The sequence below is a fragment of the Achromobacter sp. Bel genome (genome assembly GCF_012928505.1).
Taxonomy (GTDB): domain Bacteria; phylum Pseudomonadota; class Gammaproteobacteria; order Burkholderiales; family Burkholderiaceae_B; genus Achromobacter.
Genome location: NZ_JABBJN010000039.1, coordinates 38350 through 54018, shown reverse-complemented (window position 1 = coordinate 54018; position 15669 = coordinate 38350). Strand labels below are relative to the sequence as shown.

Here is a 15669-nt window from a genome sequence, read left to right as displayed (position 1 = left end):
GTCGCCGACGGCAATAACCTGTCGGGTGCGCGCCTGGGCAACTGGGACTCCCTGGTCCCCCCGGGCGCCAAGTTCCTGACGCCTTCGGGCCAGCCCAAGCGCCTGGGCGACGGCTTCTACGAGCAAAAGCTGGTGTCTGACCAGATCCTGGCCACCACCGGCCAGCGCTTCCTCGAAAGCTACGGCAACAACGACAGCCAGTACAAGGCTCTGCTCGCCGCCGGCGCGCAATTCGCCCGCGACAACGGCATCCAGCTTGGTGTTGCTCTGACCGAGGAGCAGCAGCGCCACCTGGCTACCGACCTGGTCTGGCTGGTGGCGCAGACCGTCACGTTGCCCGACGGCACCACCGACACCGTGCTCGTGCCCCAGGTCTACCTGCTGGTCCGCGACGGCGACCTCAAGGGCGATGGTACCCTTATGGCCGGCCGGGACGTCAAACTGGCGGCCGAAGGCGACATCGTCAACAGCGGCACTATCGGCGCACGCGACGCTACCGTCATGACGGCGGGCAACATCGTCAACCAGGCCGGCGGCCTGATCCAGGGATCCACCGTCGACCTTGCCGCGCGCGAAGACCTGACGAACCTGGTCTCGCTGATCAAGGGCGACAACGTTGCCTTGAAGGCAGGGCGAGACATCGCCCTCACGTCCACCGCGGCCTCAGAGGATTTCGGCAACACCTGGGGCTCGCACATCAGCGGCGTCGCCCGCGTGGATGCCGGCAACCTCAGCATGCAGGCGGGGCGCGACATCACCCTGACCGCCGCGCAGGTCTCCGTCAAGGACGATGCGCGCCTGCAGGCAGGCCGCGACATCGCCTTGGAGACGCTTACCGAAAGCCACGGTGAATCCCTGGTCCTGAACGCCCGGAACCGCCACGACTTGAGCACCAGCACGGAGATCGGCTCGACCCTCGCCGCGGGCGGCAACCTCACGATGATCGCGAGCCAGGACGTCAATGCGCGTGCGGCCGAAGTCACCGCTGGCAAGCAGCTCGCCGCGGGAGCAGGGCGCGACATCAATCTGATCGCCGGGGCAGAAACCGGATCGGCTTACGACGAGGTCCGCTACAAGACCACGGGTTTCCTCTCGTCCAAGACCACTCACACCAAGACGGCCCTCGACTGGGAACAGTCATTGGCGACGACCTTCACCGGCGACACGGCCGTGCTGATGGCCGGACGCGACCTGACCGTGGCGGGCTCGAACGTTGGCGCGCAGAAGGACTTGGTGATGTCGGCAGACCGCGACGTCAACATCCTGCCCGGCCAGAACGCCGAGGACGGCTACGACTACAAAATGGTCAAGAAGTCGGGCTTTGGAGCGATGGGCGGCTTCAGCTACGGCACCAGCCAACAGACGGATTCGCTGGATAGCAAGAAGGTCTTCCACAACGCCAGCACCGTCGGCAGCGTCGAAGGCGATGTGCTGATCAACGCCGGCGGCGCCCTCAATGTCATGGGCAGCAACGTCATTGCGCGGCAAGGCGACATCACGCTGATCGGCAAGGAAGTCAACATCGGCGCGGCGCTGGACACCACGCAACAGAAGGAATTCCACGAGATCAAGCAGACGGGGTTGAGTGTTAATGCCAACGCGCCCTTGGTCGACGCGATGCAGACCGCGGGAAGAATGGGGGATGCCGCCGGGAGGACCGATAACAAGGTAATGCAAGGCCTGGCTTTGGCGACCACCGGCCTAGCTGCGGTCAATGCCTATGATGCTGTCGCGGCCGATCCTAAGAGCGCTGGCGGCGTAAGCGTCAGTATCAACTTTGGTGTCAGCAAGAGCCAAAGCACGACGGATCGCGCGTCGTCTTCCGTTTTGGGATCCACCGTGGCGGCAGGTAAAGACCTGACCATCGTCGCTGCGGGCGCTGGTGCTGCGTCCGATGTCACCGTCACCGGTTCGCGCCTGTCGGCGGGAAACAATGCCATCATCAAAGCGGATGGCGACATCCTGCTGGAGGCCGCCCAAAACACCTTTGAGCAGCATACGAAGAACAAGAGCTATAGCGGTAGCGTCGGCATTGGCGTCTCAGCAAATAGCGAAGACGGTATTGGCGTGATGCTGAACGTCAGCGCTGGTGGCGGTAGAGGGCGCGCGGATGGCAAAGACATCAATTGGACTTATACCGATGTGGTTGCAGGCAACGTGCTGGCGCTGCAATCGGGTAGCGACACTTCGCTGATCGGCGCGATAGCAAGCGCTGATCAGATCATCGCCTCGGTCGGAAAAAATCTTCGAATCGAGACGCTGCAAGACATCAGCACCTACGATGCCAAGCAGAAGAGCGCCGGCATCCAGGCCAACATTTGCCTATACGGCTACTGCAAAAGCTCCGTCTCGGGCAATGTCTCGCAAGGCAGGATGGACAGCAATTTCCAGTCCGCCACACAGCAAGCGGGGCTGAAGGCGGGCGACGGCGGCTTTCTGGTGAACGTTGGCCAGAACACCACGTTGATGGGGGGCGTCGTATCGAGCAGTGAACAAGCTGTGGCAGACGGTCTGAATCAGCTGTCCACCGACACACTCACCGTCAATGACTTGCAGAACACCGCGCGCTACAAGGCCGATCAGGTGGCGTTGAGCGGCGGATACAGCTGGGGCGGCAGTGGGGGAGGGGAGAAGAAGAAGAGCGACGTCGGTACGAATTCGAAAGGCCAGGCGGCAGGCGGTGCGGACAAAGTGCCTGGTACGAGTTTGCCGACAAGCAGCAATGGAATGTCCGCCGGTATGCCCGTGGTCGTTGCGGCGTCTGGGAATGCCAACTCGACGACATACAGCGCGGTCAGCGGCGGCAGCGTAGTCATTCGTGATGACGCTGGCCAACTTGCCCTGACCGGCAAGACAGCAGCGGAGACGATCGCGTCGTTGAACCGGGACACATCGGACACGTTGAATGCGCTGAAACCGATCTTTGACAAGGAGAAGATCGAGGCGGGGTTTGAGATTGCGTCAGAAGCCAGTCGGCAGATGGGACAGTTTTTGACGAATCGGGCGAAGGAAATCGACGCTCTAAAGACGCGGGCAAAGGACAAAACACTGTCCCAAACTGAGCGCGATCAAGCCGCCGCAACTGCGGAGAAGCTGGATAGTGAGTGGGGGCCGTCTGGGTCTTACCGCCGTGTTGTCGGCGCGATATCAGCAGGTGCGGCCGGCAATGTGACAGGTGGCACTGGTGCCTTCGTGCAAGCAGCCGCAGTGAATTATCTCCAGGGTCTAGGCGCATCGCAAGTTAAGAAACTCGCTGATTCCATGGGGGGGAGACCAGATTCGGAGGCGGCGCGTGCGCTTCTGCACGGGATCGTGGGATGTGCAGGGGCTGCGGCTAGCAGCGGCAATTGTTCCTCCGGTGCATTGGGGGCTGCAGCGAGTTCCGTGATCGCTAAGCTGATAGGCATGGCTGCGGGAGATGAGTTGTCCGCGGAAGAACGTGAAGCGCGAGGCAATTTGATCGCCAGTATTGTGGCCGGCATATCCGACGCAACTTCGATGGATACCACTACTAGCACTCTTGCGGCGATCACGGAGTTGACAAATAACGCCCTGACTTTGTCCGACCTGAAGCGATTCGGAGCAGAGGCCTCCACTTGCGAAGCGTTTGGCAATTGCGATGAAGTACAGGAGAACTTCCGAAAGCTAAGCATCGAAACCCAAGAAACCATGATCGCGGTGTGCGCGGCTGACGCGAACGCCTGTCGGGAACGCTATGGTGATTTTGTCGAGCAAGTAACAGAGTATCGGGAGGAACTAGATAAGTTAAGCGGCATGGACCTTCCTGCCGGCCTTCGGAATGATGTTGCCATATACTTCCTGCACAACGCTGACGCGGTCAGTATGGTTCTGCATACTGAAATCGCCGCTGATCTTCAGAAGAGATATGGGATAAGTTCCGAGACGGCGATAGGGCTTGTAGCGGCTGCGAGTGCGGTGATGGGAACAACTAAGGGTCCCAAAGGCTCTTCGTTGCCTACCCAAGATGCGACAGTTGCCTCGAATGGGTTAGTATTTAAGTCTAATCCTAAGCATACTCTCGGTCAGCCTGGAAATAGACCAAACGCTGGGATTGAGCCTCAGAACTCCTTGGGGATTTTTGAACAATCGATTGCTAGTTCAAAACAATATCCAAACAAAGAAGTTAGGTTTGCAGTTGATCGTAAAGGTGATGTGCATCGTTTCGAGGGTACTAATGGGGAGTTTCATTGGAATGGAAGCAGTGGCGATACAAGAAACCCTCTGGTTGGCAGCCAGATACCAAGCGATGTGCAAAAACAGTTAGGGGTAAAAATAAAATGATAGTAGGTGATCCATTCTATTTCTCGCTCCAGTTTGATGTTGTTGATAATTGGAATTTACCTCATGACTCTTGGAAGAATGGGGTTTTTTCCTTATATGTCGATGGGGAAAGGATTTTTAGTGCAGTAGATGTCTTTGAGTTGAGAACAATAATTTCTTTCTACTCTAATACCCCTATCGATGAGCTGCGTGTTAATGATACGCAGATCGATTGCTCAGAGCTTTACAAAGTTGCGAACGAGTATTTTTGGGGTGATGGTCCTGAATTGTTAGACGGCTTATTTGACCTGACAGCCACTGCAATGAGTGATAGGGCGTGCTTTCTCTATTTTCTGAAGACCAGTGTTGGGGATAGGCTTGTTTGGAAAGTGGGTGATGAGAGTGTAAAGGAGCTATATTTGAAGGTGGGCACTGTATTGGATGTGATTGAAAAACTCCGTTGTTATAATTTTAAGTGAAAAAGGCGTAGGTGCCCTTGCTAACGCAGAGAGGGGCGCTAACAGAAGGAAATTCTGCTCACAATAAAATTAACTCTGATTGATTCTCTAAAATGGAAAACTAAAGTGTCAGACTGCATTTTCATTTTGGCCATCTCCGGAAAATGCAGCCTGACACCTTATTTTCGGGAGCTGATCATGGGGAGGTAAGCTCCAAACCCGTCGCCGTCAAGAAATTCGAAATGTGCAAGAACTTCAAAATAGACAGGACGCCGCGTCCCGTGGGGGGAATTCCTGACGCGTTTGAGCAAGCCTCGGACCGCTGCAACTACATTGCGCACGCCTGCAATTCCCACCCGGCGTCGTCATTCCAAAGCAAGCGGTGTGTTGGTGCAATCGCTTCTAAGAACATCGTATCGTGCGACACCACGACCATCGCACCGGGATACGCGCTTAGCGCATCCTCCAGCGCCTCCGCCGAAGTGATATCCAGATGGTTTGTGGGTTCATCCAGCAGCAGCAATTGCGCGGGGTGCTTGCGCCACAATGCGCAAGCCAGGGTGGCTTTGACGCGTTCGCCACCGCTCAATGTTTCCGCAGGCGCATCGATTAAGGCAGGGCCCAGCCCCAGCAAGGCCAGGCGGCTGCGTAGTTCGCCTTCAGGCAGGGACGCGCCCAGCGCTTGCAGTGTCGCCAACAGAGACTGATCCAACGGTAAATCCGCAGCGCGTTGATCCAGCATTGCAGTGGGTACACGTACGTCACACGTGCCCTGGATAGCGTGAAGTTCGCCAGCCAGCATCGACAACAGGGTGCTTTTGCCGCACCCATTCGGTCCGTGGACCGCCAAGCGAAATGGGCCACTCAGGCTAAGCGTCAATGCCTGCGCCTTTGTAGGGTGAGGAGGCACGGCGCTTTCCAGGTGCAGGACCCGCCGCCCGCCGGGGACGACGGTTTCTGGCAGCGCCAATGCCACGCCTGGTGTCGCCAGCACGCGCGCGGCGGCGTGTTTTACGGCTTCATCAAGCGTCGCCGCCGTCTGCAGACGGCGCAGGCGTTCGCGGCCAGCGTGGCCTTCGGCGTTCGCCTTCTTCATGCCCAGCAGGATGGGCGCCTGGTTGGAGGCGCGTGCTTGGCGGGCGTTACGCGCGCTGCGTTGCTGTTGGGCGTCGTGTTGCTGCCTTAGCGCGCGCAGGCCGGCTGCGCGTTCGTTGCGGGCATGCGCCAGCGCCGCGTCTGCGGCGGCGGCTTGCAAGTCGCGTTGGGTGCGATAGGCGCTGTAATTGCCGGCGTGACCGCCTAGTGTGCCGCGGTCCAATTCGACGATGTGTTGCATGGCGTTCAACAAGGTGCGGTCGTGGCTGACGACAATCAGGCCGCCGCGCCACGCGCTGATTTTTTCCATGAGCCAGCCGCGTGCCCGCGCATCCAAATGGTTGCTGGGTTCGTCCAACAGCAGACCGTCGGCGGCTTGCAGCAGGGCGCCTGCAAGCGCGACGCGGGTCAGTTCGCCGCCGCTTGCGGCGCGGGCGGGATGGTCTGGCGCCCAAGCCGGCAAGCCCGCGTCGTCAAGCATTCGGGCCCAGTCGTCCTGAATCCGCCAATGACCGTCGGCCAAATCGAAGTCCGTCTGGTTGGTGCTTCCGGCTTCGATGTTGGACAAGGCGAGCAGAATGTCGCCTATGCCAGCCACCTCGGCCAACGTGGCGCCGGGTTCATGGGTATGGGTCTGCGCCACGTAGGCAGTACGCCCGTGGCGCGCGACACGGCCAGACTGCGGGGAGAGGCTGCCTTGCAATATGCGCAGCAGCATGGACTTGCCTGCGCCGTTGCGGCCGATCAACCCGTGGCGCGCCACGCCAAAGTCATGGCTGACGGCGTCCAGCAGGACGCGGCCATCGGGCAGCGCGTAGCTGACGTGGTGCAGGTTGATGAAAGAGGTAGCCGCGGGCGGCTGAGAATGCGCCTGAGACGGCGCGAACGATGACTGGGCCATGGAAAGCTCTCCGGGTCGGTGAGACGCCTTTTCCGCGTGTTGCGGCAAGGAGGATCAGGAGGAGGGCTTAAAGAATCATGGCCGGTCGGGGCTCCGCGGTGGGGACGAATGAAACGTTCGAGCCGCGTGGCTCAGGAAAGTTCCCATTATGGCCCGGCTTGCGATCCGACGCAGGCAGGCCACGATTCGGGGGAGGGCGTCAGCCCTCCAGCATCCTGAGGTCGGGCGGCCGGTTCTCGATGATGGCTTCCATGGCGAAGAACCCGGTTACCGTCGACAACTCGAAATCCGTGATTAGCTTCTGGTAGAACCCGTCATAGCCCGCCATGCCGCGGCAGACCACCTTGATCAGGTAATCCCAGTCCCCGCCGATGCGATAGAACTCAGTCACCTCGGGCAGGCGTTCGACGTGCTGGCGGAACCCGTCGGCCCAGGCCTTGGCGTGGTGGCTGGTCCGGATCATGACGAACACCGTCAAGTCCAGCCCCAGCGCCACCAGGCTGACCTCGGCGCGCGTGCCGCGGATGATGCCGCAGGCATTCAGGCGCTGCAGCCGGCGCCAGCAGGCGTTCTGCGACAAACCCACCCGATCCGCCAGCTCGCGCTGGGACAGCGCGCCGTCTTTTTGCAGGCAGCTGATGATACTAAGATCAAGCTTATCTATTTTTTCCATTTATTCGATTATTTGATCTGTTTTTGAAGATTTTACGCAAAATATCGGTGATGTTTCATCATGGCTTCCATCGTATGATATTTCGGAATCTATCGGAACCCGCACCACCATGAATACGCCCCTCGCGACCCCCTCCGCCCCGCCCAGCCCCTTGCAGCAATTCCAGGACAGCCTGAAGACCGGCGACGTCGCCGCAGCGCTTGCGGAAGGGCTCATCGGCAAGGACGCCGTCGTCGACGGCCCGTTCGGCACGAAGCCGCTGGTCTACGCCGACTACGTCGCGTCCGGCCGCGCCTTGATGCAGGTGGAGCGTTTCATCCTTGAGCAAGTGCTTCCGTACTACGCCAACTCGCACACCGAGGCGTCGTATTGCGGCGGGTTCATTACGCGTTTGCGCCGCGAGGCGCGCGCCACCGTCGGCCGGTGCTGCGGCGCCGGCGAAGAACATGCAGTGATTTTCGCCGGGTCGGGCGCCACGGCCGGCATCAACCGGCTGGTCCACCTGCTCGGCGTGCACGCGGCCATCGCCGCGGGCCGCAAGGTCCGCGTCATCATCGGCCCGTACGAACACCACTCGAACATCCTGCCCTGGCGCGAATGCGGCGCCGAGCTCATCGAAGTGGGTGAAAGCCCCGAAGGCGGACCGGACCAGGCTGGCTTGGCCGCGGCATTGCAGGCGCCGGATGGCACGCTCGTCGTCTGCGCGCTGTCGGCGGCCTCGAACGTGACCGGCATCGTCGCGGACGTCCCCGCCATCACGCGGCTGGTCAAGCGGTCGGGCGCCAAAATGCTGTGGGACTACGCCGGCGGCGCGCCATACCTGTCCGTCCAGATGTCGCCGGCCGAGGATGCGCAGATCGACGCCATCGTGTTCTCGCCGCACAAGTTCATCGGCGGCCCCGGCGCCTCTGGCGTGCTGATCGTGCGGCGCGACGCCGTGACCGAAACGACGCCCACGTGGCCGGGCGGCGGCACCGTTAAATTCGTGTCGCCGGCCGGCCACGATTACAGCGGCAGCCTGGAATCCCGCGAAGAAGCGGGCACCCCCAACGTCGTGGGCGACATCCGCGCCGCGCTGGTCCTGCTGGTGAAGGAAGCCTTGGGCGCCGACTTCATGCGGCAACGCAACGCGCACTTCGTGCAGCGGGCGCTTGGCGCCTGGAAAGACGCACAGCAATTGGAGTTGTTGGGGTCCCTGACGGCCAACCGCCTGCCGATCTTCTCTTTCCGCGTGCGCAACGGCAAGGGCGGTTTCGTACACCAGCAATTGGTCACCCGCATGCTGAGCGACCGGTTCGGCATCCAGGCCCGCGGCGGCTGCGCGTGCGCCGGGCCTTATGTGCATCGCCTGCTCGAGATCGGCGAGGCCGATTCGCAGCAAATGCGCCAGGCTATCCTGGACGGCCGTGAAATCGAAAAACCCGGTTTTGTCAGATTGAATTTCAGCGCGCTGCTGCCGGACGCCAAAGCCGATTTCATCCTGGAGTCGGTGCTTGCGCTGTCCACCGATGCCGCCGATTTCGAAGACCGCTACGGTTTTGATCCCAGCCGTGCCATCTTCTACCCGAAAAGCGCCGAACTGGCCGCCGCGGCCTGATCAGTCTTTCATCTGCGGCCCGCAGGTCCGGATCCAGGCGGCCTTCATGTCGGCAAGGTCGTCCGACGCCCGGGTCAGCGTCTTGACGACCTGATCCGAGAAGGCCGCGCCGTCGCGGCGACACGCCTCGAAATCGTCGCTGAGCGCAAATCGCGCATCCAGCAAGTCCAGGCGGCCCTGGCACAGGTCGCGATTCAACTGCAGGTCGTTGGACGCCTCGCGCGTGCGCTGGATGTCCTGCGTCCGCTTGACGCTGGCCAGCCCGGCGTCGATCCGGGCCACGCAATCGTTGGCTGCGTGCGCGGACGCGCCCGCGCAGGCGGCGATGATCAGGAAGGTGGCCAGGGGCCGGCGATGCGATGCAGCCATGCGGTGAACCTTGGTGTTGCGCTGAGGATGGTTCGCATCATAACTGTTGCGAAAACACCTCCCGCGATGTTGCGCCGCGGACGCTGCCACTGCATGGAAAACCAGTATGGCAAATCGCCTGAACACGTCTACCATCGCTAACAGGTCAACGATCCCGAAGATCCAATCCGGCAAGGAAATTGGACACGCATCCGGCTGAAGTTCTGTTTTATCAACACGTTATGTTGGAGATGAAAGAGAATGGCGAATACGCTCATCAAAGTCGATCTGGACCAGTCCCCGTACGAGAACAAGCAGATCCATAACCGATGGCATCCCGACATCCCGATGGCGGTGTGGGTCAAGCCCGGCGACGATTTCGTGCTGGAAACCTATGACTGGACCGGCGGCGCGATCAAGAATGACGACAGCGCCGACGACGTGCGCGACGTGGACTTGTCCACGGTGCACTTCCTGTCGGGCCCGGTGGGCGTCGAAGGCGCCGAACCCGGCGACCTGCTTGTCGTGGACTTGTTGGACATCGGCGCCAAACCCGACAGCCTGTGGGGCTTCAACGGTTTCTTCAGCCGCAACAACGGCGGCGGTTTCCTGACCGAGCACTTTCCGCATGCGCAGAAATCCATCTGGGATTTCCATGGCATGTTTACCTCGTCGCGCCATATCCCGGGCGTGAATTTCGCGGGCCTGATCCACCCCGGCCTGATCGGCTGCCTGCCCGACAAGAAATTGCTGGACACCTGGAACCGGCGCGAGCAGGCGCTGATCGACACCAATCCCAACCGCGTGCCGCCGCTGGCGAATCCGCCTGCGCCCAAGACGGCGCATATGGGCGCGTTGCAAGGCGCCGAACGCGACAAGGCCGCAGGCGAAGGCGCGCGCACCGTGCCGCCGCGCGAACATGGCGGCAACTGCGACATCAAGGACTTGTCGCGCGGCGCGCGTGTCTTCTTCCCGGTCTACGTGAAGGGCGGCGGGCTGTCCGTGGGTGACCTGCATTTCTCGCAAGGCGATGGCGAGATCACCTTCTGCGGCGCCATTGAAATGGCGGGCTGGGTGCATATGCGCGTCACGCTGATCAAGGGCGGCATGGAGAAGTACGCCATCAAGAACCCGATCTTCAAGCCCAGCCCGATCACGCCCGCCTACAAGGACTACCTGATCTTCGAAGGCATCTCGGTGGACGAAACCGGCAAGCAGCATTATCTGGACGTCAATGTGGCGTACCGCCAGGCGTGCCTGAACGCTATCGAGTATCTGAAGAAATTCGGCTATTCGGGCGCCCAGGCCTATTCGCTGCTGGGCTGCGCGCCGGTACAGGGGCATATCAGCGGCGTGGTGGATATTCCCAATTCCTGCGCCACGCTCTGGTTGCCGACCGAGATATTCGACTTCGATATCCAGCCCTCCGCGTCCGGCCCGGTCAAGCACATCAAGGGCGGAGTGGACATGCCGCTGTCGCGCGACCGCTAGGAGACGACGATGCCCATGTACGACTATGCCTGCGGCGATTGCGGCGAATTCGCCGCCTTGCGGCCGCTGGCGCAATGGCGCGATCCGGCGGACTGCCCGCAATGCGGCGCGGCCTCGGACCGCATCATCGGCGGCGCGCCCGCGATTTCGGCGTTGTCCTCCGCCATGAACCGGGCGCGCGCCGTCAATGAACGCAGTGCGAACGAGCCGCGCAGTTCGCGTTCGGGCCACGGCATGAATTGCGGATGTTGTTCCGGCGGGCGCGCATCCGGCAAGACGCGCACCACACCGGACGGGGCCAAATCATTCGCGGGTGCAAGGCCCTGGATGATCAGCCACTAGGATGACGAGGTCGAAGGCAAAGGGCCGGACTGTGAACTGTCCGGCCTTTTTTCGTTGTCGGTCGCAGGATGGGTGAGGCGATTCAACCCGCCAGCGGCGCGACCGCGGCGCCCTGGATCTTGTGCCGCGCCAATGCGTCGGCGACGAAGCCCGACTTCTTCATGGCTTCGACGAAGGCGGCCAGATAGGCGCTGGCTTTGTCGCCGCGGCGCTTGGGCACGCCCATCGCCTGGCGGATCAGCATGAAGTGGCCGTCCAGCAGGCGCAGCCCGCCCAGGCGCTGCGCGTCGCCTTCCAGTTGCTGCTTGACGCCCGCGGCCACTTCCATGTTTTCTTTCAGGAAGGTGTCGACGACGGCGGGCGATGTGGGCGCGCGGAATATCTCGGCCTGCTTCAGCTCGCGCGTCAGGTACAGGTCATAGGCGCTGCCCTTGCCGACCACGACGCGCAGGCCCTTGCTGTCGACCTGATCCATCGCGGTGATGGGGGAATCCTGGCGCACCAGATAGGCGCCTTCGATCACGACGTAGGGCGCGGTGAACGCGATCTGTTCGCCGCGTAGCGGGTCGATGGCGAAGAAGCCCACGTCCGCCTGTTCGGCGGCCACCGCGTTGACGGATTCTCCGGCGGACTTGAACACCACCAGTTCCAGTTTCACGTCTAGGCGCCGCGCCAGTTCCGTGGCCAGGTCCACCGACACGCCGCCGGGCTGACCGGTGGCTGGGTCGGCGTTGGCCAGGATAGGGTTGCCCAGATTGATGGACGCGCGCAGCGCCCCGGTGGGGGCGAAGGCGGAGAGCAGCTCGTGGTCGGTCTTCATGGCTTCCTTGGGATGGGCGCCGCGCCGCCGGGCGCTGGCGATTCCTGAAGAATAGCCGGAAGACCGGGGCTTGCGCGATGACTCGGGTGCAAGGCCTTACTGCGCGCGCCGCAGCACATAGTGCGGCGCCAGCGGGCCGGTCGGGCGCGTGCCGTCGCGGTACAGCATGGTCACCTGGTTTTCGCCGACGAAGTAGCGCTGGCTGTCGCCGGATGCGTCCAGCCGGATGGTGCTGCCGTCGGACTCCCAACTGAACGTGCCCGTGACGATTTCGGGCTGCGGTTCGCGGTCCAGGTATTGGGTCTGGCGCTCGTAGCGGTCGCCCTTGAGCAAGGTCAAGCGGGTCTTGATGCCCGGGCAGTCGGCGCAGGGCAGGGTGCCGTCGTAGCTGCCGGGCCAATCCAGCGCGTTGCGCGCGGTGTGGCCGTCGGCCGGCGTGTCACGGGCGTCATGGGACTTGAACGGGGCGCAGCCGGCAAGCAGGGCAAGGCTCAGGGTGCAGGTCAGGGTGGCTTTCATCATGGCGAGCTCCTGTTGGGAAAACGGGTCCACGATACGGACAGTCCCCCGGGGATGCTGAAACGGGATGTAAAGCGCGTCGGAAATCTGCGCTACGCTTGACGTCTTATCCGCCGGTACGGCACTGATATGCGAGCCATCATGACCAAAGCGAAGGGCGAACACCACTACACCGTCACGGTGAACTGGACTGGCAATACCGGCACCGGCACCTCCAGCTACGCGGCCTACTCGCGCGACCACGTGATCCAGGCGGAAGGCAAGCCGGATGTGCCCGGCTCGTCCGATCCGGCGTTTCGCGGCGACCCGGCGCGCTGGAACCCGGAAGACATGCTGGTGGCGTCGCTGTCCGCTTGCCACAAGCTGTGGTATCTGCATTTTTGCGCGGTCGAAGGCATTGCCGTGCTTGCCTACCGGGATGAAGCACACGGCGTCATGGCGGAGGACGCGGCGCGCGGCGGCGCGTTCACCCGCGTGACCTTGCGTCCCGAGGTCACCATCCGCGCGGGCGACGACGCGGCGTTGGCCGCGGAATTGCACGACCGGGCGCACCACTTCTGCTTCATCGCGAATTCCGTGAATTTTCCGGTGCATTGCGAACCCCGCATCGAGTTCGCCTGATGCGCGCTGCTGCTGGCAACACGACGATCTGGGGGCGGCGGGAATGCTGACGGGCACGGTAGGGTAGACTTCCTCGCTCTCTTTGAATGAGGATAGCCATGACAGCCGCATTGATCGTGATTGATGTGCAACGCGCCCTGTTTGAAACGTCGCCGCCGCCTGCCGACGCCGACGCGGTGCTCGGCCGCATCAATGACCTGACCAGCCGCGCGCGCGCCGCCGGCGTGCCGGTGATCTATGTGCAGCACGAAAGTCCCGGCAGCGCGTTCACACCTGGCCAGCCCGCCTGGGAACTCGATACGCGTCTGGCGCCATTGCCCGAAGACGTCCGCGTGCGCAAGACGACACCCGACTCGTTTCACGGCACGACGTTGGGCCAGACGCTGGCCGAGGCCGGCGTGACGGAACTGGTCGTGTGCGGCTATGCCACGGAATTCTGCGTGGACACCACCGTGCGCCGCGCGGCGGGGCTGGGGCTGCCGGTCACGTTGGCGGCCGACGCCCACACCACGCAAGACAAGGCGCACGCGCCCGGCGCGCAGATCCGCGCGCATCACAACGCCACGCTGTCAGCGATAGCCAGCTTCGGCGTGAAGATCGCGGCCGTGCCCGCCGCCGACATCGTCTTTTCTGCGGGGGCGCCCCGCTAAGGCGGCGCTTTCCTAACGATGGATCCTGAACTCCTCCAACTTTTGGTCACCCGGGAGATGCCCTTCGGCAAGTACAAGGGGCGGTTGATCGCCGATCTGCCCGGGCCGTACCTGGCCTGGTTCGCGCGCGAAGGGTTTCCCCCCGGCGAACTGGGGCGCCTGCTGGCTTTGATGCATGAACTGGACCACAACGGCCTGTCGTCGTTGCTGGCGCCATTGCGTAAATCCCGGCCCGCCGCGCCCAAGGCATAGCGCCTGCGAGCGAAACGGCGGGAAACAACTCTGCTTGCCGCTGTAGCGTCTTGGCACGTCCCCCGCTGGCGGGGGACGCTACGATAAGGCGATTCGCCCGGGGCATGCCGCCGTCGTTGCATGCCAGGGCGATTGTTTATCGAAGAGAGGCCGCTATGAAAAAACACACCCTTTCCGCCTTCCTGTTCGCCGCGTTGTGCGTGGCCGGCGCCGTGCAGGCGCAGGACGCGGTGCAGGCGACGCGCGAATACCAATATCCCAGCTTGCCGTCCAAGGACGGTAGCCAGTCGCCGCCTTCCACGCTGCGCATGACGGTCACGCCGGCGCCGGGCGCCGCGCCCGCCGTGATCCGGGATTCGGCGGAAAGCCAGGCCCAGTATGTGCGTTGCCGCGAGGTCTCGGACCGTGCCGCGGTGTCGAACGCGCAGATGCAAGCCGGCGTGGCGCAATGCCTGAAAGAGCTGGAACAGCGCCGCCAGCAGTAAGGGCCGCGTCGGGCGGCAGGCAGGGCCGGCTTTCCGTTCTGGTTAAACGGTAATAATATTCAATCTCATCAACTCTGCCCGCCCGCGATCCGCGGCTGCCTTTCTGACCGTGCCCGCGACTCGCCCCGACCTTGACTGGACCGTCTCCGCCACCACGCCCGCGATGTCGTTGGCGGGCGGCACACTGTGCTTCGGCCAGGCCGAGCGGGTGCATGAACACCTGGCCCCCGGGCTGAAACTCGTGCTGGTGCTGGACGGCGACCTGCGCTACAGCGTGCGGGGTGCGCCAGCGACGCAGGTCAGCGGACCGTCGTTGCACCTGAGCTTGTGCCAGGACGCGATGGGCATGGAACACGAGTTCGGTGCCGGCAGGGCGCTGCGGTTCGTATCCCTGCGCACCAGCCTGGACCAGTTGCGAGGCGCCTTCGCCGTGGAGCCCGCCGAATTGGGCGCGCTGCTGCGCGCCCCGCGAGGCGGCTTGCCCTATGCCGATGCCAACCTGCGTGTGAACCATGCCTTGCTGGCACTGGGCCACCAGATGCTGGCCTGCCCGATGCAGGGGGCGCTCAAGCGCGTGTACCTGTCGGCCAAGGCGCTGGAACTGGCCGCATTGGCGTTCAACGCCTTGCTGCCCGTGCGCGCAAACACGGTGGAAAGCGGCCTGTCGCGCGGCGATGCTGAACGGCTGCATCACGCCCGCGACCTGTTGCTGACGGATCTGCAGGATCCGCCCTCGCTGCCCGAATTGGCGCGGCGGGTGGGCGTCAATGTGAACAAGTTGACGACAGGGTTCCGCAAGCTGTTCGGCCAGAGCGTTTACGCCTTTGTGCGCGAACGCCGCATGGAGCAAGCGCACGCCTTGCTGGCGGCCGGCGCGTTGACCGTATCCGAGGCGGCCTACGCATGTGGCTACACCGATTCGCACTTCACCAAGGCCTTCCAGCGCCGCTACGGCGTGCTGCCCAGCAGCCTCGCGGGCCGCAACTGATACCCGGTCTGGCAGCTTCTCCGCCGGGATACTTCCGCAATCGCCAGTGAAACTTCCGCAATCGCCAGCGGGCAGATCGTCTCGTCTCTAGAATTGTTTTGAGAATAATTCTCAATAATGAATGAAGAGGAACGGCGGTGCGTAAACA

At 62.5% G+C, this 15669-nt stretch carries 15 protein-coding genes; 10 read left to right on the top strand and 5 right to left on the bottom strand.

The window, feature by feature from the left end:
- Window positions 1-132: 132 nt before the first annotated feature.
- Complete coding sequence (locus tag HG262_RS21840) at window positions 133-4302, top strand: hemagglutinin repeat-containing protein (protein WP_348984414.1); 4170 nt, start codon at window positions 133-135, stop codon at window positions 4300-4302.
- Window positions 4299-4760 carry an immunity 42 family protein gene (locus HG262_RS21835; protein WP_169273016.1) on the top strand — a complete coding sequence of 154 codons (462 nt, stop codon included), beginning with the start codon at window positions 4299-4301 and terminating at the stop codon, window positions 4758-4760. Before HG262_RS21840 ends, HG262_RS21835 begins: the two co-directional genes overlap by 4 nt.
- Before the next feature lie 307 nt (window positions 4761-5067).
- Here HG262_RS21835 and HG262_RS21830 read toward each other — a convergent pair whose 3' ends face one another.
- A complete protein-coding gene (locus HG262_RS21830; RefSeq protein ID WP_169273015.1) occupies window positions 5068-6735 on the bottom strand; it encodes an ABC-F family ATP-binding cassette domain-containing protein in 1668 nt (555 codons plus the stop codon).
- Window positions 6736-6934: 199 nt separating this feature from the next.
- Window positions 6935-7408, bottom strand: a complete 474-nt coding sequence (locus tag HG262_RS21825; RefSeq protein WP_169273014.1) for an Lrp/AsnC family transcriptional regulator — start codon at window positions 7406-7408, stop codon at window positions 6935-6937.
- A 109-nt stretch (window positions 7409-7517) separates the two neighbouring features.
- On the opposite strand from HG262_RS21825, the gene HG262_RS21820 reads away from it, so the two are divergent.
- On the top strand, window positions 7518-9005 hold the full coding sequence (locus HG262_RS21820; RefSeq protein WP_169273013.1) for an aminotransferase class V-fold PLP-dependent enzyme: 1488 nt from the start codon (window positions 7518-7520) through the stop codon (window positions 9003-9005).
- On the opposite strand, the gene HG262_RS21815 is transcribed toward HG262_RS21820, so the two are convergent.
- Entirely contained in the window at window positions 9006-9374 is a 369-nt protein-coding gene (locus HG262_RS21815) for a hypothetical protein (RefSeq protein WP_169273012.1), read from the bottom strand. It abuts the gene before it with no gap.
- A gap of 240 nt (window positions 9375-9614) precedes the next feature.
- On the opposite strand from HG262_RS21815, the gene fmdA reads away from it, so the two are divergent.
- Together fmdA and HG262_RS21805 are read left to right on the top strand one after the other, a co-directional pair.
- Window positions 9615-10844 carry a formamidase gene (gene fmdA / locus HG262_RS21810; protein ID WP_169273011.1) on the top strand — a complete coding sequence of 410 codons (1230 nt, stop codon included), beginning with the start codon at window positions 9615-9617 and terminating at the stop codon, window positions 10842-10844.
- 9 nt (window positions 10845-10853) lie between these two features.
- Window positions 10854-11186 (top strand): zinc ribbon domain-containing protein, encoded by a 333-nt coding sequence (locus HG262_RS21805; RefSeq protein ID WP_169273010.1) that lies wholly within the window; start codon window positions 10854-10856, stop codon window positions 11184-11186.
- An 82-nt stretch (window positions 11187-11268) separates the two neighbouring features.
- Here the strand turns inward: HG262_RS21805 and HG262_RS21800 are convergent, their stop codons facing one another.
- Together HG262_RS21800 and HG262_RS21795 are read right to left on the bottom strand one after the other, a co-directional pair.
- A complete protein-coding gene (locus HG262_RS21800; RefSeq protein ID WP_169273009.1) occupies window positions 11269-12006 on the bottom strand; it encodes an ABC transporter substrate-binding protein in 738 nt (245 codons plus the stop codon).
- 96 nt (window positions 12007-12102) lie between these two features.
- On the bottom strand, window positions 12103-12528 hold the full coding sequence (locus HG262_RS21795; protein WP_169273008.1) for a copper resistance protein NlpE: 426 nt from the start codon (window positions 12526-12528) through the stop codon (window positions 12103-12105).
- A gap of 138 nt (window positions 12529-12666) precedes the next feature.
- Here HG262_RS21795 and HG262_RS21790 point away from each other — a divergent pair, with 138 nt between their 5' ends.
- From HG262_RS21790 to HG262_RS21770, 5 genes are all read left to right on the top strand, one after another.
- A complete protein-coding gene (locus tag HG262_RS21790) occupies window positions 12667-13146 on the top strand; it encodes an OsmC family protein (RefSeq protein ID WP_169273007.1) in 480 nt (159 codons plus the stop codon).
- A 98-nt stretch (window positions 13147-13244) separates the two neighbouring features.
- A complete protein-coding gene (locus tag HG262_RS21785) occupies window positions 13245-13796 on the top strand; it encodes a cysteine hydrolase family protein (protein WP_169273006.1) in 552 nt (183 codons plus the stop codon).
- Window positions 13797-13814: 18 nt separating this feature from the next.
- Window positions 13815-14048, top strand: a complete 234-nt coding sequence (locus tag HG262_RS21780) for a DUF3820 family protein (protein ID WP_105556433.1) — start codon at window positions 13815-13817, stop codon at window positions 14046-14048.
- 155 nt (window positions 14049-14203) lie between these two features.
- Window positions 14204-14533 (top strand): hypothetical protein, encoded by a 330-nt coding sequence (locus HG262_RS21775; protein ID WP_169273005.1) that lies wholly within the window; start codon window positions 14204-14206, stop codon window positions 14531-14533.
- A 109-nt stretch (window positions 14534-14642) separates the two neighbouring features.
- On the top strand, window positions 14643-15521 hold the full coding sequence (locus HG262_RS21770; protein ID WP_348984413.1) for an AraC family transcriptional regulator: 879 nt from the start codon (window positions 14643-14645) through the stop codon (window positions 15519-15521).
- The last annotated feature ends 148 nt before the right edge of the window (window positions 15522-15669 follow it).

What these genes read in the sequence shown, in the direction of transcription:
- HG262_RS21780 (WP_105556433.1), top strand. Translation starts at nt 13,815, where the DNA reads ATGGATCCTGAACTCCTCCAACTTTTGGTCACCCGGGAGATGCCCTTC.
- HG262_RS21795 (WP_169273008.1), bottom strand. Translation starts at nt 12,528, where the DNA reads ATGATGAAAGCCACCCTGACCTGCACCCTGAGCCTTGCCCTGCTTGCC.
- HG262_RS21820 (WP_169273013.1), top strand. Translation starts at nt 7,518, where the DNA reads ATGAATACGCCCCTCGCGACCCCCTCCGCCCCGCCCAGCCCCTTGCAG.
- HG262_RS21805 (WP_169273010.1), top strand. Translation starts at nt 10,854, where the DNA reads ATGCCCATGTACGACTATGCCTGCGGCGATTGCGGCGAATTCGCCGCC.
- HG262_RS21775 (WP_169273005.1), top strand. Translation starts at nt 14,204, where the DNA reads ATGAAAAAACACACCCTTTCCGCCTTCCTGTTCGCCGCGTTGTGCGTG.
- HG262_RS21825 (WP_169273014.1), bottom strand. Translation starts at nt 7,408, where the DNA reads ATGGAAAAAATAGATAAGCTTGATCTTAGTATCATCAGCTGCCTGCAA.
- HG262_RS21815 (WP_169273012.1), bottom strand. Translation starts at nt 9,374, where the DNA reads ATGGCTGCATCGCATCGCCGGCCCCTGGCCACCTTCCTGATCATCGCC.
- fmdA (WP_169273011.1), top strand. Translation starts at nt 9,615, where the DNA reads ATGGCGAATACGCTCATCAAAGTCGATCTGGACCAGTCCCCGTACGAG.
- HG262_RS21785 (WP_169273006.1), top strand. Translation starts at nt 13,245, where the DNA reads ATGACAGCCGCATTGATCGTGATTGATGTGCAACGCGCCCTGTTTGAA.
- HG262_RS21800 (WP_169273009.1), bottom strand. Translation starts at nt 12,006, where the DNA reads ATGAAGACCGACCACGAGCTGCTCTCCGCCTTCGCCCCCACCGGGGCG.
- HG262_RS21790 (WP_169273007.1), top strand. Translation starts at nt 12,667, where the DNA reads ATGACCAAAGCGAAGGGCGAACACCACTACACCGTCACGGTGAACTGG.
- HG262_RS21835 (WP_169273016.1), top strand. Translation starts at nt 4,299, where the DNA reads ATGATAGTAGGTGATCCATTCTATTTCTCGCTCCAGTTTGATGTTGTT.
- HG262_RS21830 (WP_169273015.1), bottom strand. Translation starts at nt 6,735, where the DNA reads ATGGCCCAGTCATCGTTCGCGCCGTCTCAGGCGCATTCTCAGCCGCCC.